The sequence below is a fragment of the Methylobacterium segetis genome (genome assembly GCF_004348265.1).
Taxonomy (GTDB): domain Bacteria; phylum Pseudomonadota; class Alphaproteobacteria; order Rhizobiales; family Beijerinckiaceae; genus Methylobacterium; species Methylobacterium segetis.
The window spans coordinates 1-21,941 of record NZ_SMNT01000074.1; the positions used below are offsets into that span (position 1 = coordinate 1).

The 21,941-nt window shown below is 72.5% G+C and carries 17 protein-coding genes and 1 pseudogene; 13 read left to right on the forward strand and 5 right to left on the reverse strand.

What is annotated here, in order from left to right; genetic code table 11:
* From E1J50_RS18095 to E1J50_RS28155, 13 genes and pseudogenes are all read left to right on the forward strand, one after another.
* The coding region (locus E1J50_RS18095; RefSeq protein ID WP_281024581.1) for a septal ring lytic transglycosylase RlpA family protein at positions 1–877 on the forward strand (877 nt) is incomplete at its 5' end.
* A gap of 117 nt (positions 878–994) precedes the next feature.
* Complete coding sequence (locus E1J50_RS18100) at positions 995–2,191, forward strand: D-alanyl-D-alanine carboxypeptidase family protein (protein WP_132255235.1); 1,197 nt, start codon at positions 995–997, stop codon at positions 2,189–2,191.
* Positions 2,188–2,913 carry a dTMP kinase gene (tmk, locus tag E1J50_RS18105; protein ID WP_132255236.1) on the forward strand — a complete coding sequence of 242 codons (726 nt, stop codon included), beginning with the start codon at positions 2,188–2,190 and terminating at the stop codon, positions 2,911–2,913. Before E1J50_RS18100 ends, tmk begins: the two co-directional genes overlap by 4 nt.
* Positions 2,903–3,964, forward strand: coding sequence for a DNA polymerase III subunit delta' (locus tag E1J50_RS18110; protein ID WP_132255237.1), 1,062 nt, complete (start codon positions 2,903–2,905; stop codon positions 3,962–3,964). The genes tmk and E1J50_RS18110 overlap by 11 nt, the downstream gene beginning before the upstream one ends.
* A 104-nt stretch (positions 3,965–4,068) precedes the next feature.
* The gene (gene metG / locus E1J50_RS18115; RefSeq protein ID WP_132255238.1) at positions 4,069–5,652 is read left to right on the forward strand and encodes a methionine--tRNA ligase; all 1,584 of its coding nucleotides are present in this window, start codon (positions 4,069–4,071) and stop codon (positions 5,650–5,652) included.
* Between the two features lie 56 nt (positions 5,653–5,708).
* Positions 5,709–6,491, forward strand: coding sequence for a TatD family hydrolase (locus E1J50_RS18120; protein WP_132255239.1), 783 nt, complete (start codon positions 5,709–5,711; stop codon positions 6,489–6,491).
* A gap of 43 nt (positions 6,492–6,534) precedes the next feature.
* Positions 6,535–7,338, forward strand: coding sequence for an MBL fold metallo-hydrolase (locus E1J50_RS18125; RefSeq protein WP_132255240.1), 804 nt, complete (start codon positions 6,535–6,537; stop codon positions 7,336–7,338).
* A gap of 326 nt (positions 7,339–7,664) precedes the next feature.
* A complete protein-coding gene (locus tag E1J50_RS18130; RefSeq protein ID WP_132255241.1) occupies positions 7,665–10,067 on the forward strand; it encodes a sensor histidine kinase NtrY-like in 2,403 nt (800 codons plus the stop codon).
* Positions 10,064–11,434, forward strand: a complete 1,371-nt coding sequence (ntrX, locus tag E1J50_RS18135) for a nitrogen assimilation response regulator NtrX (protein ID WP_132255242.1) — start codon at positions 10,064–10,066, stop codon at positions 11,432–11,434. The genes E1J50_RS18130 and ntrX overlap by 4 nt, the downstream gene beginning before the upstream one ends.
* Positions 11,435–11,731: 297 nt before the next feature.
* Positions 11,732–11,983: an RNA chaperone Hfq gene (gene hfq / locus E1J50_RS18140; RefSeq protein ID WP_132255243.1), complete on the forward strand. Its 252-nt coding sequence runs from the start codon at positions 11,732–11,734 to the stop codon at positions 11,981–11,983.
* Between the two features lie 135 nt (positions 11,984–12,118).
* Positions 12,119–13,540: a GTPase HflX gene (hflX, locus tag E1J50_RS18145; RefSeq protein ID WP_132255244.1), complete on the forward strand. Its 1,422-nt coding sequence runs from the start codon at positions 12,119–12,121 to the stop codon at positions 13,538–13,540.
* 13 nt (positions 13,541–13,553) lie between these two features.
* Positions 13,554–14,330, forward strand: a pseudogene (otnI, locus tag E1J50_RS28150) (2-oxo-tetronate isomerase); the annotation flags it as partial.
* A 39-nt stretch (positions 14,331–14,369) separates the two neighbouring features.
* Positions 14,370–14,870, forward strand: coding sequence for a GrpB family protein (locus tag E1J50_RS28155; RefSeq protein WP_165937910.1), 501 nt, complete (start codon positions 14,370–14,372; stop codon positions 14,868–14,870).
* 45 nt (positions 14,871–14,915) lie between these two features.
* On the opposite strand, the gene E1J50_RS18155 is transcribed toward E1J50_RS28155, so the two are convergent.
* The 5 genes from E1J50_RS18155 to E1J50_RS18175 form a co-directional block, all read right to left on the reverse strand.
* Entirely contained in the window at positions 14,916–16,463 is a 1,548-nt protein-coding gene (locus E1J50_RS18155; protein WP_425374946.1) for a SulP family inorganic anion transporter, read from the reverse strand.
* A gap of 11 nt (positions 16,464–16,474) precedes the next feature.
* Positions 16,475–17,182, reverse strand: coding sequence for a carbonic anhydrase (locus E1J50_RS18160; RefSeq protein ID WP_132255247.1), 708 nt, complete (start codon positions 17,180–17,182; stop codon positions 16,475–16,477).
* 768 nt (positions 17,183–17,950) lie between these two features.
* The gene (locus E1J50_RS18165) at positions 17,951–20,179 is read right to left on the reverse strand and encodes a xanthine dehydrogenase family protein molybdopterin-binding subunit (protein WP_132255248.1); all 2,229 of its coding nucleotides are present in this window, start codon (positions 20,177–20,179) and stop codon (positions 17,951–17,953) included.
* Entirely contained in the window at positions 20,172–21,272 is a 1,101-nt protein-coding gene (locus E1J50_RS18170) for an FAD binding domain-containing protein (protein ID WP_132255249.1), read from the reverse strand. Before E1J50_RS18170 ends, E1J50_RS18165 begins: the two co-directional genes overlap by 8 nt.
* Positions 21,269–21,757, reverse strand: a complete 489-nt coding sequence (locus E1J50_RS18175) for a (2Fe-2S)-binding protein (protein WP_132255250.1) — start codon at positions 21,755–21,757, stop codon at positions 21,269–21,271. Before E1J50_RS18175 ends, E1J50_RS18170 begins: the two co-directional genes overlap by 4 nt.
* Positions 21,758–21,941 lie beyond the last annotated feature (184 nt).

Below are 21,941 nucleotides of genomic sequence, written 5' to 3' on the forward strand. Positions count from 1 at the left end.
CCCGACCCTGCCGCTGCCGAGCTACGCCCGCGTGACGAACACCGCGAACGGGCGCTCGATGATCGTGCGCGTCAACGACCGCGGCCCCTATCACGCCGACCGGGTCATGGACGTGTCGGAGGCCGTGGCCGAGTCCCTCGAGTTCCACCGGCGCGGCACCACGCGGGTGCGCGTCGAGTATATCGGCAAGGCCTCGATCGCCGGCAGCGACGACCGCAAGCTCCTGGCGACGTTGCGCACCGACGGACGTCCCGCCGCGATCGGCGGGCGCGGCCCGGTCATGCTCGCCGATCTCGGCTCCGACGCCGCGGTGGACGCGCCCGAGCCGGCCCGCGCGCGGGCCCCGCTCGCCTTCAGGCCGCAGGAGGAGCGGCAGATCGAGGAGCGGCAAGGGGAGGAGCGTCAGGCGGACGAGGCGCCCCGTCCGGTGCGGCGGACGGCTCCGGTGCTCGTCGCGCGCGCCGCGGCGCCCGTGCCGCCCGCCCTCCAGCCGACCGCCCCTCGCGGCGCCCCTTTCCGGCCCGTGCTCGCGGCCGCCCCGATCCGCTCCCCGTCCTCCCAGGCCGCCGCGAAGGGACGGCCCGACGCCCCCGCCGCGTCGGTTCGCCTCGCGAGCGCCGCGCCGCACCCCGCCGCGAAGCCCGGCCCGCTCCCGACGGCGCGCGGCCTTGCCGCGCCGCCCGCCGGCAAGTCCGGAGGCTCCGGCCCCGTCGCCACCGGCCGCCTCGCCGCCTCCCCGATGCCCGCCGCATCGCGGCTCGCGATGGCCAAGCTCGCCGCCTCCCCGCCCGCGAACCCGCAGGCCAAGCCGAGCCCGGCCTCCGCGCCCGGCAAGGTGCCGTCGCCGCGTCGATCCCGCCTCGCCGAGGTCAACTGAGCGCGCGGCGGCCCCGCGTTCCGCGCGGCGATTGGACGTTCGATTCGCGCGGGAAACCGCTGTAAGGTCTCGCTTCCGGCAGGGCAGGGCGCCGGGCGTGCAGGCGAGGGTTGTTGGATGCGTACGACGTCGATCCGGGTCTATCTCGCCGCGGCCTGCCTGCTGCTGGCGCCCGGGGCGTTCCGGCCCGCGGCGGCGCAGAACTTCCAGACGAGCGCGCCCCACGCGATCCTGATCGACGCGGATTCCGGCTCGACGCTCTTCGAGAAGGCGGCGGACGAGCCGTTCGCCCCGGCCAGCATGGCCAAGCTGATGACCACCGAGATCGTGTTCGGCGCCCTCAAAGAGGGCCGCCTGAGCATGGAGACCGAGTTCACGGTGACGGAGGACGCATGGCGGCGCGGCGGCGCGGGGGGCGGCGGCTCCTCGATGTTCGCGCAGGTCAACAGCCGCATCAAGCTGTCCGACCTCCTGCGCGGCCTCATCGTCCAGTCGGGCAACGACGCCGCGATCACCATCGCCGAGAACATGGCCGGCAGCGAGGGGGCCTTCGCCGGCATGATGAACGCCCGCGCCAAGGAGATCGGCCTCACGCGCTCGACCTTCCGCAACGCGACCGGCTACTCGGCGCCCGACCAGAAGGTCACCGCCCGCGACCTCGCCAAGCTCTCGCTGCACATCATCGAGACCTATCCGGACCTGTACAAGATCTTCGCCGAGCGCGAGTTCACCTGGAACAAGATCAAGCAGCAGAACCGCAACCCGCTGCTCACGCTCGACATCGGCGCGGACGGCCTGAAGACCGGGTATCTGGAGGAATCGGGCTACGGCCTGACCGGCTCGGCGGTGCAGAACAACCAGCGCCTGATCATGGTGGTGAGCGGCCTCAAGACCGCCCGCGACCGGGCGGCCGAGTCCCGCAAGCTGATGGAATGGGGCTTCCGCGCCTTCGAGCCGCGCCAGATCTTCACGGCCGGCGAGACGGTGGCCGAGGCCCCGGTCTACGGGGGCGAGAAGGGCAGCGTGCCCCTCGTGGCGAAGAAGCCGGTGCGGCTCCTGCTGCCGCGGGGCTCGGGGGAGCGGGTCTCGGCCAAGGTGGTCTACCAGGGGCCCCTCAGCGCGCCGGTCGAGCAGGGCCGGGAGGTCGGGCGCCTGCGCGTCATGCGCGGCGACACGCTCGCCCTCGACCAGCCGCTCTACGCGGGCGAGGCGGTGGCCGCCGGCACGATCCCGCAGCGGGCCCTCGACGCGGCGATCGAGGTCGGCACCGGCTTGTTCCGGCGCGCCTTCAGCAAGGCCGGCAACCCCTCGTGACCGCCCGCCCGGCGCCGCCCGAGGCCCCGCCGCCGCCAGGCCGCTTCATCACCTTCGAGGGCGGGGAGGGGGCGGGCAAGTCGACCCAGCTCGGCCGTCTCGCCCGGACCTTGCGCGAGGCGGCGGGGCGCAGGGTGGTGACGACGCGCGAGCCCGGCGGCACGGAGCGGGCCGAGGCCATCCGCGCCGCGCTGCTCGCCGGCGCCGCCAAGCCCTACGGCCCCTTCGCCGAGGCCCTCCTGTTCGCGGCGGCACGGATCGACCATCTCGACCGCCTGATCCGCCCGGCCCTGAGGGCCGGCGAGATCGTCCTCTGCGACCGCTTCGCGGATTCGACCCGGGCCTACCAGGGCGCGGCGGGAGGCGTCGAGGCGAGCACGCTGCTGGCGCTGGAGCGCGTGGCCGTGGGGGGCACGCGGCCCGACCTGACACTCATCCTCGACCTCTCCCCCGAGGCGGGCCTCGCCCGCGCGCGGGCACGGGCCGCCACCGGGGAGGCGCCCGACCGGTTCGAGGCGGAGGCGCTCGCTTTCCACGCGCGCCTGCGCGAGGGGTACCTGGCCATCGCCGCAGCGGAACCCGAGCGCTGCGTCGTCATCGACGCCGCCCGGGAGCCCGAGATCGTCGAGGCCGAGATCCGCGCCGCGGTCGCGGCGCGGCTGCCGGACCTGCTGCCGGAAGGGCCGGCATCGGACGGGGAGAGCCGCGACGATGCCGCCTGAACGCGCCGACGACGACGTCGAGGCGGGCGACCTCGCCGACGTGCCGCGCCCGCGGGAGAGCGCGCGCCTCGTCGGCCACGCGGCGGCCGAGGCGGCCTTCGCCGGGGCGATCGCCTCGGGCCGCCTGCACCATGCCTGGCTGATCGGCGGCGCGCAGGGGATCGGCAAGGCGACGCTCGCCTACCGGGTCGCCCGCCACCTCCTCGCCAACCCGGGGCCGGGCGCGGCGCCGGCGAGCCTCGACGTCGACCCCGCGCACCCGGTCGCCCGCAAGGTGGCCGCCCTCTCGCACCCGAACCTCGTCGCCCTGCGCCGCCACCGGCAGCCGGGTTCGAAGGCCCTGCCGACGAAGATCGGCGTCGACGCGGCCCGCAAGGCCCTGGACCTGTTCGGCTCGACCGCCGGGAATGCGGGCTACCGCATCTGCATCGTCGACAGCGCGGAGGACCTCAACGCCAACAGCGCCAACGCCCTCCTCAAGATGGTCGAGGAGCCGCCGCCCCGCTCGCTCTTCCTCATCGTCAGCCACGCGCCGGGGCGCCTCCTGCCGACGATCCGCTCCCGCTGCCGCGCGCTGGCCCTGCGCCCCCTCTCCGAGGCGCAGGTGACGGAGGTGGTCTCGGGATTCCCAGGCCCCTTCCGGGCGCCCGATCCGGGGGCGCTCGCCCGCGCGGCCGCGCTCGCCGAGGGATCCGTCGCCCGCGCCGTCCAGATGCTCGATCCGGCCACCGCCGGCCTCGTCGCCGAGGTCGAGGCGCTGCTGGCGGGGATCGAGCGGCCGGATTGGCGCCGCATCCTGGCACTCGCCGAGACGCTCGCGGGACGCGAGGCCGAGGCCCTGTTCGAGGCGAGCCTCGACACCGTGTTCCGCTTCGTCTCCGCCGAGCTCGACCGGCGCCGGGCGGAGCCGCCCGCGCGCCTTGCGGCCCTGGTCGAGGTGTGTGACAAGACCGCCCGCGCCGCCCGGGAGGCCGCGACCTACAACCTCGACCGCCGGCCCCTCGTCCTCTCCCTGTTCGGGGACCTCGCGGGCGCGGTGCGGGCGGCCTGAGAACCGAGCGGCCTGTACTGACCTGCGCGCGATCTCCGATCCTGTGATCCCGGCGTCCCGGGATCGGGGGAGACCATGAACCGCCTATCCGGGGAACCTCCGACGTGACGGCCCAGCAACCGGCCCAAGCCTCCGCCCGAGGCCGCTTCAGCCTCACCACCGCGATCTCCTACCCGAACGGCGCGCCGCATATCGGTCACGCCTACGAGGTGATCGCCACCGATGCCATCGCCCGCTTCCACCGGCTCGACGGCTACGAGGTGCTGTTCTCCACCGGCACCGACGAGCACGGCCTGAAGATCCAGCAGACGGCCGCCCGGCAGGGCACGACGCCGCGGGCTCTCGTCGACGCCATGTCCGAGAAGTTCCGGCACATGGCCGAGGCCCTGAACTGCAGCCACGACCGCTTCATCCGCACCACGGAGCCCGAGCACTACGCCGCCGCGCAGGCGATCTGGCGGCGGATGCAGGAGAGGGGCGACATCTACCTGTCGAAGTACATCGGCTGGTACTCGGTGCGCGACGAGGCGTGGTACGGCGAGGACGAGACGGAGCTCGGCCCCGACGGGACCCGCCGCGCGCGGGCGACCCAGACGCCGGTCGAGTGGACCGAGGAGGAGAACTACCTGTTCCGTCTCTCGGCCTACGGCGAGAAGCTCCTCGCCCTCTACGAGAACGAGCCCGACTTCATCGGCCCCGAAACGCGCCGCAACGAGGTGGCGAGCTTCGTGCGCCAGGGCCTCAAGGACCTGTCCGTCAGCCGCACCACCTTCGACTGGGGCGTGCCGGTGCCCGACGCGCCCGGCCACGTCATGTACGTCTGGGTGGACGCGCTGACGAACTACCTCACCGTCTGCGGCTTCCCCGACGAGGCCGACCCGCGCTGGCGCAACTGGCCGGTCGACCTCCACGTCATCGGCAAGGACATCGTCCGCTTCCACGCGGTCTACTGGCCGGCCTTCCTGATGTCGGCGGGACTGCCGCTCCCCAAGCGCGTCTTCGGCCACGGCTTCCTGCTCTCGAAGGGCGAGAAGATGTCGAAGTCCCTCGGCAACGTCGTCGACCCGATGGACCTGATCGCGACCTACGGCGTCGACCAGCTCCGCTACTTCGTGCTGCGCGAGGTGCCCTTCGGCGGCGACGGCAATTACAGCCACGAGGCGATCATCGGGCGCATCAACGCGGACCTCGCCAACGACCTCGGCAACCTCGCCCAGCGCTCGCTCTCGATGCTCGCCAAGAACTGCGAGGGGCGGGTGCCGCAGCCCGGCCCCCTCGCGGAGGCCGACCGGGCGCTCATCGCCGCCGCCGACGCGCTGCCGGACAAGGCGCGGGCTGCCATGAAGGATCTCGCGCTGCACACGCTGCTCGCCGAGATCTGGGCGGTGGTGGGCGACGCCAACCGCTACTTCGCCTCGGAGGAGCCGTGGCGCCTGCGCAAGAGTGACCCCGAGCGGATGGGCACGGTGCTCTACGTCACGGTCGAGACCCTGCGGGCGGTCGGTATCCTGATCCAGCCCTTCGTGCCGACGGCGGGCGCGGCGCTGCTCGACCTCCTCGCGGTGCCGCCTCAGGCGCGGATGCTCGGGCATGTCGGGGCGGAGAACCGCCTCGAGCCCGGCACGAGCCTGCCCGCGCCCGCCCCGATCTTCCCCCGCTTCGTCGAGCCGGACGCGCCGGCCGCCTGAGGCGAACCGCCCTCTCCCCGCGCGGGGAGGCGAGAGCCCGCACAGACCCGACACACATGCTGATCGACAGCCACTGCCATCTCGATTTCCCGGATTTTTCCGCCGACATCGCGGGCGTCGTCGCCCGCGCCGGGGCCGCGGGCGTGACGCGGATGCTCACGATCTCGACCCGCGTGGCCAAGGCCGACACCTACCGGGCCATCGCGGAGGCGCACCCTCAGGTCTGGTACACGGTGGGCACCCACCCGCACGGGGCGGGCGAGGAGCCGGACGTCCCGGCCGAGACGATCGCCGCGCTGACCGGTCATCCCCGCTGCATCGGCATCGGAGAGGCCGGGCTCGACTACCATTACGCGGACGCGGCGCCCGAGGCCGTGCAGGAGCGGGTGCTGCGCGCCCATATCGAGGCCGCCCGGGCGAGCGCGCTGCCCCTCGTGATCCATTCCCGCGACGCCGACGCCCACATGGAGGCCGTGCTGACGGACGAGATGCGCAAGCGCCCCTTCACGGGCGTGCTGCACTGCTTCTCCTCCGGCCGCCGTCTCGCGGAAGCCGGCGTCGAGCTCGGCCTGTTCGTCTCGTTCTCCGGCATCGTCACCTTCCGTCGCTCGCACGACTTGCGCGACATCGCCCGCGCGGTGCCGCGCGACCGCATCCTGGTCGAGACCGACGCCCCCTTCCTGGCGCCGGAGCCGCACCGGGGCCGGACGAACGAGCCGGCCTACACGGCCGACACCGCCCGATCGCTCGCCGCGACCCTCGACATGCCCTTCGAGGATTTCGCGCGGGCGAGCACGGACAATTTCCACCGCCTGTTCACGAAGGCCGAGAGGGCATGACAGGCATGGGTGCGGTCGGCTACCAACCGGACTGGAGGCCCGGATGGCGACGCTGACCCTGCGCATCCTCGGTTGCGGCTCGTCCGGCGGCGTGCCCCGGGTCGGCTACGGCTGGGGCGCCTGCGACCCCGCCGAGCCGAAGAACCGCCGCCGCCGCTGTTCCCTGCTCGTCGAGCGCCGGGACGGGGAGGGGGCGACGACGCTCCTCGTCGACACGGCGCCGGACCTGCGCGAGCAGCTCATCGATGCGGAGGTGAGCCGCCTCGACGCGATCCTGTTCACCCACGCGCATGCCGACCACACCCACGGCATCGACGACGTGCGCCCGCTCGTGATCCACATGCGGCAGCGCATCCCCGTCTACGCGGACGAGACGACGCGGCGCCTCCTCGAGATCCGCTTCGGCTACTGCTTCGAGACGCCGCCCGGCAGCGCCTACCCGCCGATCCTCGACATGAACGACCTCGCCGACGGCGAGCGCGTGGCGATCGACGGGCCCGGCGGTCCCCTCTCCGCGCTGCCCTTCGGCATGGAGCACGGCAACGAGGCGGCGCTCGGCTTCCGCTTCGGCCCGGCGGCCTACGCCCCCGACGTCAGCCTGATGCCCGAGGCGAGCAAGGCGCATCTGCGCGGCCTCGACCTCCTCATCATCGACGCGCTCCGCGACACGCCGCACCCGACCCATTACTCGGTCTCGGACGCCCTCGCCCTGATCGAGGAGGTGGCGCCGCGCCGCGCCATCCTGACGAATCTGCACACCGATCTGGATTATGCGAGCCTCGCCCGCCGGCTGCCGCGGGGCGTGATCCCGGCCCATGACGGGCTCACCGCGACGGTGGAGCTGTGAGAGGGCCGCGCGTACGGTTCCCGACCGGCCCCGCGATCATATCCGGCTCCCCTCACCGATGACCTCGCCCTGAGGCTGCGCAGCGTGCCCCCGAAAAGACGACCGAGAGCTGCGGCGCCGGCTGAAGCCCACTCTTCGAGAGCGCTGAGGCAGCGCCGCGGGTGAGGGTGGGTCGGGACTAGAAAACCAGATCCTCTCGCAGGTGATCTCGCCCTGGGATCATCCCCTCACGGGATCCCGTGATCCTGCAATCCCCGGTCGCAAATGCCGCCGGAACGCCCCGATTCGTATTAATTTCGCCACACTGTTGTGGCCCTGCATCAGGCATGCCGTTCCTGCGACGCTCCCGCACATCGGGCGCCCCTCAAGAGGGTGCCGAGGTGGCCGGCGCTCCCCCCGAGGGAGCGGGCCCGGCCGAGGGCCATGGCGGGGTCGCCGACGCCATCCGGCCCGGCCCCCGCGGTCCGGGCTGGATCGGGGCCGCCATCGTCGCCCTCGCCCTCGTCTCGGCCATCGCGACCTTCCTGATCCTGGCGGGCGTCATCCGCGTCACCCCGACGCCGATGATCGGCGTGACGCTGCTCGCCATCAACGTCGCCCTCGTCCTCGGCCTCGTCGTGATCATCGCCTGGGAGGCGCGCGTCTTCCTGCAGGCGCGGCGGGCGAACGCGGCGGTGGCGCGGCTGCACACCCGCATCGTCGGGCTGTTCAGCCTGATCGCGATCCTGCCGACGATCCTGCTCGCCGTCGTCGCCTCGGTGACGATCGACCGCGGCCTCTCGCTCGGCTTCACCGACCGGGTTCGGGACGTAGTGCTGAAATCCGTCGAGGTGGCCGACGCCTACCAGGAGAACCAGTGCCAGAGCCTCGCCCGCGAGATCCGCATCCTCGCCGACGACCTCACGCGCGCCCGGCCGAACTTCGACGTCAACCGGGACTGGTTCCAGGGCTTCCTGACCACCCGCGCCACCAATCTCGGCCTGCCCGTCGCGCAGATCATGCGGGGGCCGAGCGAGGTCGTCGCGCGGGCCAAGATCGACATCCTCAAGGAGACGCGCCTGCCCTCGGCCGCGGCCTTCGAGGAGGCGGGGAAATCCAACGACCCGATCTGCCTGCTGCCCACCGAGGGTCGCGTCTTCGCCGCCCTCCTCAGGATGCCGGCCTACGACGACGCCGTGCTCCTCGTGCAGCGCGAGGTGAGCCAGCTCGCCATCGAATTCCCCGGCGTGTCGCGGGCGGCGGCGGCCGAGTACCTGACCTACGACGCGCTCAAGCGCTCGATCCAGGTCACCTTCGCCTCGGTCTTCGTCCTGATCGCGCTCATCGCGCTGCTCTCGGCGATCTGGTTCGGGCTCAATTTCGCCAACCGCTTCGTCGCCCCGATCCGCCGCCTCATCAACGCCGCCGATCAGGTCGCCTCCGGCAATTTCTACGCGCAGGTCCCGGCCCGCAAATCCGACGGGGACCTCGCCCATCTCGGCGAGAGCTTCAACAAGATGACCCAGGAGCTGCGCCGCCAGCACGCCGGGCTCACCGCCGCGAGCGACCTGATCGACCGCCGCCGCCGCTTCACCGAGGCCGTGCTCTCGGGCGTCTCCCCCGGCGTCATCGGCGTCGACGCGGGCGGCATCGTCACCATCGCGAACCCGGCGGCCGAGCGCATGCTCGGGCTCGCCAGCGACGCCCTCGTCGGCGTGCCCGTGACCCAGGCCGTGCCGGAGCTCGGGCCGCTCCTGCCGGAGGGCGAGGGGCGCCAGCGGGCGCTCCAGCAGCAGATCCAGCTCATCCGCGACGGCCGCGAGCGCACGGTGACGGTCCGGATCACGACCGAGCAGGCGCAAGGGGGCGCACGCGGCTTCGTCGTGACCCTCGACGACATCACCGACCTCGTCTCGGCCCAGCGCACCTCGGCCTGGGCGGACGTGGCACGCCGCATCGCCCACGAGATCAAGAACCCGCTGACCCCGATCCAGCTCTCGGCCGAACGGATCCGTCGCAAGTACGGCAAGGTGATCGTCAGCGACCGCGAGGTCTTCGATCAGTGCACGGCGACAATCGTGCGCCAGGTCGACGAGATCAAGCGCATGGTCGATGAGTTTTCCTCGTTCGCCCGCATGCCGAAACCGGCCATCGCCGAGCAGGATCTCACCGAGATTGCCAAGCAGAACCTGTTCATGATGCGGGTGGCCCATCCGGACCTCGATTTCACCTTCTCGGCCCATGGGCTCGACGGAGCGGAGCGGGTCACGGCGGCCTTCGACATCCGGCTGCTGTCGCAGGCCCTGACGAACATCCTCAAGAACGCCGTCGAGGCGGTGGCGGCGGTGCCGGAGGCCGAGCTCGGCAAGGGCCATGTCGACCTCACCCTCGCCGTCGAGGAGGAGTTCGCGGTGATCGAGGTCACCGACAACGGCAAGGGCTTCCCCGCCGAGGGACGCCAGCGCCTGCTCGAGCCCTACATGACGACCCGCGAGGGCGGGACGGGGTTGGGCCTCGCCATCGTCAGCAAGGTGCTCGAGGAGCACGGCGGCGGGATCGAGCTCAACGACAATCCCGCCGGCCGGGGCGGACGCGTGCGCCTGCGGGTGCCGCGCGCCCTCGCGGCGGAGGCGCCCGAGCCGGCCGCGAAGATCACCGAGGCGGCGTCCGCACGGATGCCCGCCCCAACGACGCCCACCCCAACGACACACGTCCAGGTCGCGGAGAAGATGCCGGAGATGCAGCCATGAGCGCCGATATCCTGATCGTCGACGACGAGGCCGACATCCGCGACCTCGTCGCGGGGATCCTGGACGACGAGGGGCACCGCACCCGCACCGCGGGCGGCTCCGACGAGGCGCTCGCCGCCATCGAGGCCCGCCGCCCCCACCTCGTCTTCCTCGACATCTGGCTGCAGGGCTCGCGCCTCGACGGGCTGCAGGTGCTCGACCTGATCAAGGCGGGCCACCCGGACCTGCCGGTGGTGATGATCTCGGGCCACGGCAACATCGAGACCGCGGTCGCGGCCATCAAGTCCGGCGCCTACGACTTCATCGAGAAGCCGTTCAAGGCCGACCGGCTGATCCTCGTGGCCGAGCGGGCGCTCGAAGCCTCCCGCCTCAAGCGCGAGGTCAAGGATCTCAAGGCCCGCTCGGGTCAGGCGAGCCGGCTCGTGGGCGGCTCGGTCGCCGTCAACCAGCTCCGCCAGACCGTCGAGCGCGTGGCGCCGACGAATGCCCGCGTCATGATCTCGGGCGCGCCGGGCTCGGGCAAGGAGCTCTCCGCGCGCACGCTCCACGCGGCCTCGGGCCGCGCCAACGGGCCGTTCGTCGTCATCAACGCGGCGACGATCACGCCCGAGAACATGGAGGCGGAACTCTTCGGGGTCGAGGCCGGCGAGGGCCGGGTGCGCCGCGTCGGCGCGCTGGAGGAGGCCCATGGCGGCTCCCTCTACATCGACGAGGTCGCCGACATGCCCCGCGAGACCCAGAACCGCATCCTGCGGGTCCTGGTCGATCAGAACTTCCAGCGGGTCGGCGGCACCACCCGCGTCCACGTGGATGTCCGCATCATCTCCTCCTCCTCGCGCGACCTCGCCGAGGAGATCGCGGGCGGACGCTTCCGGGAGGACCTGTTCCACCGCCTCTCGGTGGTGCCGATCCGCGTGCCCTCGCTCTCGGAGCGGCGCGAGGACGTGCCCGAGCTGATCACCTTCTTCATGGACCAGATCTCGGCCGCGACCGGCCTGCCGCGCCGCCGGATCGCGGAGGACGCGATGGCGGTGCTGCAGTCGCACGACTGGCCCGGCAACGTCCGCCAGCTGCGCAACAACGTCGAGCGGCTGATGATCCTCACCCACACCGATCCGGAGCAGGAGGTCACCTCGGAGATGCTGCCCTCCGAGATCGGGACGCTGGTGCCCACCACCCCGAACGGGGCGGGGGGCGAGAAGCTGATGAGCCTCGCGCTGCGCGAGGCCCGCGAGATCTTCGAGCGCGAGTACCTGATCGCACAGATCGCCCGCTTCTCCGGCAACATCTCCCGCACCGCCGAGTTCATTGGCATGGAGCGCTCGGCCCTCCACAGGAAGTTGAAATCCCTCGGAATCGGCCCCTGAGCCAGGAGCCGGCGCCGGCAGGGGCCGCCGGCACGGCGCCATTCGGCCCGGGGCGGGGCGCGCCCGGCCGGGCGGGGGAGAACAGGGGCGCGGGCCCCGACGGCGCCCGCGCCGCGTCCGGACGCGAGGGCCGGACTCTTGCATACCACTCTTGCATCGGGCCGCGATTTGAACACGTAATAGGCGTGGCCGAGGCTTCTCGGATCAAGGCTCCCCGGGCGGACTCAGCCGGGGAATCGACCGATAATCAGAACCCGTCCCCGTGGCGGGCGCCAGGACAGCGCAAGGATAAGAACAATGGCGGGCGAACGCGCACAGAACCTGCAGGACACCTTTCTCAACCATGTCCGCAAGAACAAGATCCCGCTGACCATCTTCCTCGTCAACGGCGTGAAGCTGCAGGGCGTGGTCACTTGGTTCGACAATTTCTGCGTCCTGCTTCGCCGGGACGGTCACTCGCAGCTCGTCTACAAGCACGCGATCTCGACGATCATGCCCGGCCATCCGGTCCAGCTCTTCGAGCCCGACGAGGCCGCCGAGAAGGCCTGAGCCTCGCGGCCGGACACCGCATCCCGATCGACACCCTTCCTGCGCGTCCGCCCCTTGTCGGATGCGCGCGGGCTCCCATTGTCCCTCCAGGGGCGACGGGGGGATGATGCGGCCTGACGATCCGACGAAGGACTCATGAGCGAGACGCTACCCCCCGGCGAAGCCCGGTTGCAGGCGATGGCTGCCCCCGAGGGCGAGATCGCGTCGGCGACGAAGACCCTCGTGGTCGGTCCCTATCTCACCCGCGCCGCGGGCTTGGCCGCGGGCACCCCCGACCGGCAGGCGGCCCGGTCGGCGGAGGCGCGCCTCGACGAGGCGGCCGGCCTCGCGGCCGCCATCGACCTCGACGTGGCGCAGACGACGGGCCTGAGCCTGCAGAAGATCCGGCCCTCGACCTATCTCGGCAAGGGGCGGGTGGAGGAGCTCGCGGGTCTCATCAAGGCCGAGGAGATCGGCCTCGTCGTGATGGATTGCGCCCTCTCCCCGGTGCAGCAGCGCAATCTCGAGAAGGCCTGGGGCGCCAAGGTCATCGACCGCACCGGCCTGATCCTGGAGATCTTCGGGCGGCGCGCCTCGACCCGGGAGGGGCGGCTGCAGGTGGAGCACGCCCATCTCGCCTACCAGCGCAGCCGCCTCGTGCGCTCCTGGACCCACCTCGAGCGCCAGCGCGGCGGCTTCGGCTTCCTCGGCGGCCCGGGCGAGACCCAGATCGAGGCCGACCGGCGCCTGATCCAGGAGCGCATGACGCGCATCGAGCGCGATCTCGACGCCGTCACCCGCACCCGCGGCCTGCACCGGCAGAGCCGGGCCCGCGTGCCCTACCCGATCGTGGCGCTCGTCGGTTACACGAACGCCGGCAAGTCGACGCTCTTCAACACCCTCACCAAGGCCGAGGTGCGGGCGCAGGACATGCTGTTCGCGACCCTCGACCCGACGGCGCGGGCCACCAAGCTCCCCCACGGCGAGACCGTGATCCTGTCGGACACGGTGGGCTTCATCTCCGACCTGCCGACGCCCCTCATCGCCGCCTTCCGGGCGACCCTGGAGGACGTGATCGAGGCCGACATCCTGCTGCACGTGCGCGACGTCTCGCACGGCGACACCGAGGCGCAGGCCGAGGACGTCGCCGAGGTGCTGGACGAACTCGGCATCGGCGACCGCGCCGACCGCATCATCGAGGTCTGGAACAAGGCCGACCTCCTCGACGAGGCCGAGCGTACGCGCCTGCTCAACCTCAGCGCCATGGCCCGCGAATCCGGCCGCAACGACCGCGACAGCGCCGCACCCGTCCTCGTCTCGGCGCTGACGGGGGAGGGGCTCCCCGTTCTGATGAGCCGGATCGAGGCGCGCATCGCCCGCAGCCGCTCGACCTTCGCGGTGATCCTGCCGCCGGAGGACGGCGCCTCGCTCAACTGGCTCTACGAGAACGCCGAGGTGCTCGACCGGCGAACGGTCGACGGGGGCGAGCTGCACCTCGCCGTCCGCATCGCCCCCGAGAAGGAGCCGCGCTTCCTCAACCGCTTCGGCGGCGCCCGCCGGCTCGCCCGGGCCGGCTGAGGCGCGGGGCCCCGTGCCGCGCTTTGCCGCCAACCTGAGCCTGCTCTTCACCGAGCATCCCTTCCTCGACCGCTTCGCGGCGGCGCGCGACGCCGGCTTTCCCGCGGTCGAGTTCCTGGTCCCCTACGAGCATGCGCCGGAGGCCGTGGCGCGGGCGCTGCGCCTGAGCGGGCTCGACCTCGCCCTCTTCAACATGCCCCCGGGCGACTGGGCGGCCGGCGAGCGCGGGCTCGCCGCGATCCCCGGCCGCTTCGAGGCGGTGGCGCAGGGCGTCGAGCGGGCGCTCGCCTATGCCGAGGTCACCGGCGTGCCGCGCCTCCACCTGATGGCGGGCCTCGCCGAGCGGGCGGATCCGAGCGCGCGATCGGCCTACGACCGCGCGCTGCGCCACGCCGCCGGGCGCCTCGCGGAGAAGGGGCTCGACCTGACGATCGAGCCGATCAACCGGCGCAGCATGCCGGGCTACTTCCTCGACGACGTCGATTGGGCGGCCGGGCGCGTCGCCGCGCTCCGGGCGGAGGGCCACGCCAATCTCTGCCTGCAGCTCGACCTCTTCCACGCCCAGATCCTGCACGGCGACCTGACGGTGCGGCTCGCCCGGCTCATGCCGCTGATCGGCCACGTGCAGGTGGCGAGCGTGCCGGACCGGGCGGAGCCCGGCACCGGCGAGCTCAACGAGGCCTTCCTGTTCGGCGAGCTCGACCGCCTCGGCTATGCCGGCTTCGTGGGCTGCGAGTACAATCCCCGGTCGGGAACGGAAGGCGGCCTCTCCTGGCTCGCGCCGTACCGGGCCGCGCCGGTGGGCGAGGGGCGTGAGGCCCGGGCCGTCATGTCGGAGGCGCTGAGGCTCGTCCCCGCCGCGCTGCTCGACGAGGCGAGGCAGCGGGCGGACGCCCTCTTCCAGGCTGTCGCGGGCGATCTCAGGGCGGTTCTGCCGCCAGGCAGCGCGATCGAGCATGTCGGCGCGACGGCGATCCCGCTCTGCCTGACGAAGGGCGATCTCGACGTCGCGATCCGGGTCCGGCCGGAGGATTTCGAAACCTGCCGCAGGATCCTCGCCGGTCGCTTCGCACCGAATGCGGGGTCGGTGGCGACACCGACCTTCCGCGCCTTCGCCGACGCGGGTTCGGACCCGTCCCTCGGCCTCCAACTCGTCGTGAGGGAATCGGAATTCGACGTCTTCACCCGGTTCCGCGACCGGCTCCGCGCGGAGCCCGGCCTCGTGGCGGCCTACAACGCGCTCAAGCTCCGTCACGCGGGAGGAGCCATGGAGACCTATCGCGCCGCCAAATCGGCGTTCATCGCGGAGGTCCTGAGCGCCGAGGCCTGAGTCCGGGACGGGCGCACCGGGCTTCACCGATGCGCCCGCTCGGCCTCAGTCCTTCTGCGGCGCCGCGACCGCCGCGGCGAGCTTGTCCTGCAGGGCACCGGAACCGCCGACCACCTCGATCCGGGTGCCCGAGGCCGCCTTCCGGGAGGCCCAGTCCTCGATCATCTCCAGGCAGGTGTGATCGATGTCCGTCAGGTCGTTGGCCGCGAGCCGGACCGCGCCGCCCGCGGGCGTCCGCTCCAGGGCCGCATTGAGATGCGGCAGCTGCAGGAAGGTCGCCGCGCCGGACAGGCGCACCTCCGGCACGCCGGCCTTCTCGGGCGCGGCCGCGTTCTCCACCCGCAACGCGCCCTTGCGGAGCGACGGCACCACCTGCAGCAGGCTGAGGGCCAGACCCGTGAGGACGCCGGTCAGGAGGTCCATCGTCACGACGAGGACCATCGTGGCGAGCCAGATCCCGACCGTGGCGAGACCGTAGCGGGCGTGCAGGTGCAGGGCGTGGGCCGGGCTCGCGAGCCGCCAGCCCGTCACCACGAGGATGCCGGCGAGCGCCGCCGTCGGCACGAGCGTGAGGATCCAGGGCAGGGCGACGAGGAAGGCCAGGATCCAGGTGCCGTGCAGGACCGCCGAGGCGCGGGTCGCCGCGCCCGCCTGGACGTTCGCCGAGGAGCGCACGATCACGCCCGTCATCGGCAGGCCGCCGACGAGGCCGCAGAGGATGTTGCCCGCCCCTTGAGCGCCGAGCTCCCGGTTGTAGGCCGTGCGCGGCCCGTCGTGCATCCGGTCGACCGCCGCGGCCGAGAGCAGACTCTCGGCGCTCGCGATCACCGCGAGCGTCAGCGCCGCCACGATCATGGTCGGCTCGGCAAGCCGCGCCCAGTCCCCGGAGAGGGGCAGCGCCAGCTCGCCGAAGATCGCCTCCGGCACCTCGACGCGCTTGACCGCGAGGCCGGCGAGGGCAGCGAGCGCGGTGCCCGCTAGCACGCCGACGAGGGCGCCGGGCAGGAGCCTCAGGCGCGCCGGCCGGAACCGCTCCCAGCCGACCATGGCCGCGATGGTGCAGAGGCCCACGGCCACGGCCGCGAGGCTGCCCGACCGGTCGAGACTCATCACCTCGATGAAGGCCCGCGGGATCGCGATCAGGTTGTCGAGGCCCCCCGCCTTCGGGCTCGCATCGGTGAGGACGTGCAACTGCGCCAGCACGATCAGCACGCCGATCCCCGCGAGCATGCCGTGCACCACCGCCGGCGAGATCGCCCGGAACCAGCCGCCGACGCGGAGCATCCCGCCGAGGATCTGCAGGAGGCCGGCTAGGACGAGGACGGGCCCGAGCATGCCGAGCCCATGCGCGCGCACGAACTCGAACACGATGACGGCGAGCCCCGCTGCCGGGCCGCTCACCTGGAGCGGCGAGCCGGCGAGCAGGCCCACCACGATCCCGCCGATGATGCCGGTGATGAGGCCGCGCTCGGGCGGGACGCCCGAGGCGATGGCGATGCCCATGCACAGCGGCAGGGCGACGAGGAAGACGACGAAGGAAGCGGGCAGGTCCCGCGCGAGGGTTTCGCGCGAGAGGGGGAGGATGCGCTGCATCGGAGCCGCCCTCATTCCGCCGCCAGCGGCAGGGCGATCTCGGGGGCGGCGACGCGCGGGCCCGGCGCCTGCGCCACCGGGAGGTTCGCCTCGTCGGCCTCCTCGACGGGGAGGAAGCGGCCCTTCTCGCCGCAATAGGCCAGCACCGCCCCGGTCTCGATCTCGAAGAACCAGCCGTGCAGGCGCAGCTCTCCCTTGGCGAGGCCGGCCGCCACGCTGGGATGCGTGCGCAGGTGGTTCAGCTGCACCACCACGTTCTCAAGGGCCAGCGCCCGGTGATGGTCCTTCGGGTCGAGGTCGTCCGGATAGGCCTCGCAGACGATCCGGCTCGCCGCGTGGCTGTGGCGGAGCCAGGCCGCGACGTTCGGCATGGCGGCCAGCGCCTCGGGCGTCATCAGCCCCTTCATCGCGCCGCAATCGGAATGGCCGCAGATCACGATGTCGCGGACGCCGAGCGCCACCACGGCGTACTCGATGGCCGAGGAGACGCCGCCGTTCTGCTGGGAGAAGGGGGGCACGATGTTGCCCGCGTTCCGGCAGACGAACAATTCGCCCGGCCCCGCCTGCGTGATGTGCTCGGGCGCCACCCGGGAATCGGCGCAGGCGATGATCAAGGCCTTCGGGCTCTGCCCGTCGCGGACCAGCCGCTCGTAGACGGCCTGCTGGCCCGGGAAGACGGTGCCGCGGAAGGTGGAGATGCCCTGGATGATGGTGTCCACGTCGATCCTCTCGTGATGAAAGTCTTGCGGTGACGTGCGGGGTCGGCGGTCGGACACGCGTCCGCCCGGTCCGGAGCCGAAGGGGCTCCGGTTGATGGACCTCGCAATCCTGATGGCGATCGGCCGGGCCGGGATGCTCGGGTGGCCCGTGCCCGGCATTAACGAGGCCCCGGGGCCGGTTGCGGCGCGGAGCGCCCGACGTCTCAGCGCCCGTGCCGGGATCGAAGACCCGTCGCTCGTCGTCCGCCCCTCCGCGTCAGCGGACGGGCCTCACGGCCGGACCCGCCGCGCAGGCGGCCCGGCGCGCGGCAGGGCGCGGAGGCCGGCATCGTCCGGAGGCAGGGGCCGGTAGTGCATCCAGCCGGTGCCGCGCTCGCGCCGCGCGGAGGCAGCGCGGATCGTGGCCGGGATCGCCGACGTGAGATCTCACGAACGCATCGCCGGCGGGGTACGGGCTGCCGCCTGCCCCGGCCCGTGCGGCGCGGGACCTCGCGAGGGCGGCGAACGGAGGCACGGCCACGAAGCGCTTCATCCGGTCTGTTCCTTCCTCAAGATGTTTCGTGACAGGACGATGTCCCGCACTCCGAGGAAGAGCAATAGATCCCCTTTTCCGAAACAGATGTGCGCTGCGTTACGATGATATTCCCGGCGATGTAATCCCGAATCCGGGAATATTCCTGTGTCTCATCACACCAAGACAGGAATAATGGTTCGAATGCGCGAGGATTATACTTCCTGCCGGGCGCATGAGCAGCGCCCGGCCTCGCTTCAGCCCAGCACCTTGTCGAGGGTGATCGGGATGTCGCGCACCCGCACCCCCGTCGCGTGCCAGACGGCGTTGGCGATCGCGCCGGCCGTGCCGGTGATGCCGATCTCGCCGACGCCCTTGATTCCGAGCGGGTTCACGTGAGGATCCTCCTCCGGCACCAGGATCGCTTCCATCGTGGGGATGTCGGCGTTCACGGGCAGGTGGTACTCGGCGAGGTTGTTGTTGAGGAACCGGCCCGTGCGGGCATCCATCGCCGCGTGCTCGTGGAGCGCGAAGGAGACGCCCCAGATCATGCCGCCGTAATACTGGCTGCGCACGAGGCGCGGGTTGACGATGCGGCCCGCCGCGAAGGCCCCGACGAGCCGCGAGACGCGGATCTGGCCGAGATCGGGATCGACCAGCACCTCGGCGAAGACGGCGCCGTGGGCGTGCATGGCATAGGCCTTCTTGGCGGCGGGGTCGCTGGCGCCCGTGCCCCTGGCCTCGACGCTGTCGCGCCCGGCCCGGGCGAGGATCTCCGAGAAGCTCTCGGAGCGAGAGGAATCGTCCCGGCGCGCGAGGCGCCCGCCCGCGGAGACGACGCCCGCGTTGCCGGCCCCGTAGAGCGGGGAGGCGGGATCGTTCACCGCAAGTTCGGCGAGCGCCGCGATCGCGGCCTGTCCCGCCGTGTGGAGTGCCGTGCCGGCCGTGGCGGTGGCGGTCGAGCCGCCTGCGAGGCCGCCGTTGGGCAGGCGGTTGTGACCGATGCTCAGGGTCACGGAGTCGAGCGGGAGCCCGAGCCCGTCGGCGGCGATCTGCGCGAGGCTCGTCCAGGCACCCTGGCCCATGTCGTGCTGCGCCGTCTCGACCAGGGCGGAGCCGTCGGCCCGGATCACGGCCCGGGCCTCGGCCTGGAACATCGAGGCCGGGTAGGTCGCCGTTCCCATGCCCCAGCCGACCAGGAGCCCGTCCGCGTTGCGCATTTGGCGTGGGGCCTTGGGCCGCGAGGCCCAGCCGAAGCGCTCGGCCCCTCGCGCGTAGCAATCCCGCAGAGCCTTCGACGAGAAGGGCTTCTTCGAGACCGGCTCGACCTCGGCATAGTTCCTGAGCCGCAGTTCCAGCGGGTCGAGGTTCAGCTCGGCGGCGAGCTCATCCAGCGCGCTCTCGATGGCGACGCTGCCCGAGGCCTCGCCGGGGGCGCGCATGAAGATCGGCGTCGCGATGTCGACCCGCACGGCCTCGTGCGTCGAGGCGAGGGCAGGGGAGGCGTAGAGGTTGCGCGAGATGATGCCGGAAGGCTCGATGAAGTCGTCGTAGCGGCTCGTCTGCGTCAGGGTGTGATGGTCCCAGGCCGTGAGAGTGCCGTCCGCCTCCGCCCCGAGCTTCAGGGTCTGCCGCGTCGCGGCGCGGTGGCCGACCGGGCCGAACATCTGCTCGCGCCGCGTCACGAGCTTCACCGGCCGCCCGACCAGGCGGGCCGCCATGATGCCGAGGAACTGGGGCGGCGTGACGAGGGCCTTCGAGCCGAAGCCGCCGCCGAGGTAATGGCAGACGATGTGGATGTTGCCGGGCGGGATGCCGAACAGGGCCGCGATCCGACCCGTCGCCATCGCGAGGGCCTGCGAGGGCGTGTAGAGGGTGAGGTGGTCACCCTCCCAGGACGCCACCGCGGCGTGGGGTTCCAGCGCGTTGTGGTACTGCGCGGCGGTCTCGTAGGTCGCCTCGATCCGGGTGTGGGCGGCGCTGAGCCCCGCGGCGACGTCGCCGTAGCCGGCCCGCGTCGGCGCACCGGGGCCTACCGCCTCCGGCACGAAGGGCTCGCCGTCGAGGCCGACCCGCACGTCCTCCGCCGCGTAGCGGGGGGCGAGGAGGCGGGCGCCCTCGGTCGCCGCCTCCAGGGTCTCCGCGATCACCACCGCGACCGGCTGGTTGGCGTAGCGGACGCCGTCGTCCTGCAGGAGGTCCAGCTTGAAGGCGAAGGGGCCGTCCTTCGCGTCGGGCGACTGCGCGAGCTTCGGGGCGTTCGCCGGCGTCATCACCCGCACGACGCCCGGATGCGCCTCGGCCGCAGTGACGTCGAGGCCGGTGACGCGCCCGCGGGCGATGCCGCTCACCGCCATCACCGCGTGGAGGAGGCCGTCGAAGCGGAAATCGGCTGCGTAGCGGGCGGCTCCCGTCACCTTGTCCGGCCCGTCGAGGCGGGTGAGGTCGGCGCCGATGGCGGCCCCGTGGCGGACGCGCTCAGACATGGGCGGTGGCTCCGGCTTGGGGGAACGCTTGGGGGAGGGCTCGGCGGGAGGCGGGGGCGTCCGCGAAGGGGCTCGCGGGCAGGGCCGGGACCCGTTCCGGGGTGCCGGCCAGGGCGCGCTGCAGCGCGCGGGTGACGACCCGGCGGGCGAGCTCGATCTTGAAGGCGTTGGCCTCGCCGGAGGCATGGGCGCCCTCGAGGGCCGCCTCGGCCGCCTCTCGAAAGGCGGTCGCATCGGGCTCACGGCCGGCGAGGAGGTCCTCCGCACCTCTCGCCCGCCAGGGCTTCAGGGCGACGCCGCCGAGTGCGAGCCGGGCCGCTCCGATCCGCCCTCCGTCGAGCCGCAGCATCGCGGCGGCCGAGACCAGGGCGAAGGCGTAGGAGGTGCGCTCGCGGATCTTGAGATAGCGGGCGTGGGCCGAGAAACCCGCGGCCTCCGGCGGCAGACGCACTGCGACGATCAGCTCGCCGGGCTCCAGCACCGTGTCGCGCTCCGGTGCGTCGCCGGGCAGGCGGTGAAATTCCGTCAGCGGCACCGTGCGGGTGCCCTTCGGCCCCTCGATCTCGACCGCGGCATCGAGGGCGGCGAGGGGCACGCAGAGGTCGGACGGGTGGACGGCGATGCAGGCCTCACTGAAGCCGAGCACCGCGTGGAGCCGCGTCTCGCCGCCGATCGCGGCGCATCCCGCCCCCGCCTCGCGCTTGTTGCAGGCGCTGGCCGGGTCGTAGAAATAGGGGCAGCGGGTCCGCTGCATCAGGTTGCCGGCCGTCGTCGCGGCGTTGCGCAGTTGCGCCGAGGCGCCGGAGAGGAGCGCCTCCGCCACGGCGGGGTAGCGGGCGGCGAAGCCCGCATCGTGGGCGAGGTCGCTGTTGCGCACGAGGGCGCCGATCCGGGTGCTTCCGTCGGGCAGGCTCTCGATCGACGACAGGCCGGGGATGCGGGTGATATCGACGAGGGTCGCGGGCGTCGCGAGGCCGCCCTTCATGAGGTCGAGGAGGTTGGTGCCGGCTGCAAGGTAGGCCGCCCCCGGGGCGGCGGAAGCGGCCACTGCCTCGGCGACGCTTCCGGCGCGGACGTAATCGAACCGGTTCACGCCGCGTCCTCCGCCTTCATCGTCTCTTGCGCCGCCAGCACGGCCTCCGTGATGCCCTGGTAGGCGCCGCAGCGGCAGATGTTCCCGCTCATCGCCTCGCGCACCCGCTCGTGATCGCTCCCCGCCCAGCCCTCGCGGATCAGGCCGACCGCGCTCATGATCTGGCCCGGCGTGCAGAAGCCGCACTGGAACCCGTCATGGGCGAGGAACGCGGCCTGGACCGGGTGGAGCTCGCCACCCCGAGCCAACCCCTCGATCGTGAGGATCTCGGCGCCGTCCAGGCTGACGGCGAGCGCCAGACAGGCATTCACCCGGCGCCCGTCGACGAGCACCGTGCAGGCGCCGCACTGGCCGCGGTCGCAGCCCTTCTTCGTGCCGGTGAGGTCGAGGCGCTCGCGCAGGAGGTCGAGCAGGGTGACGCGGGGATCGTCGAGGTGGATCTCGCGCGCCGACCCGTTCACGGTCAGCGTGATGGGGATGCTCATGCGGCTTCCGGGGCTCCGTCGCTTCGGATCGGATGTGGGGGCCTGCCGGGGAAGGAGGCGGGCAGGGGGCTTGCTTGTCTGGAACGGTTTCAAGTAGCTCGGCGTACCCGGGAGACCACCGGGCCGGCCCGTCGTTCACGGGTCTGTGAAGGAACGGCGTTCCCGCAAGGCCCGAACGGGGCGC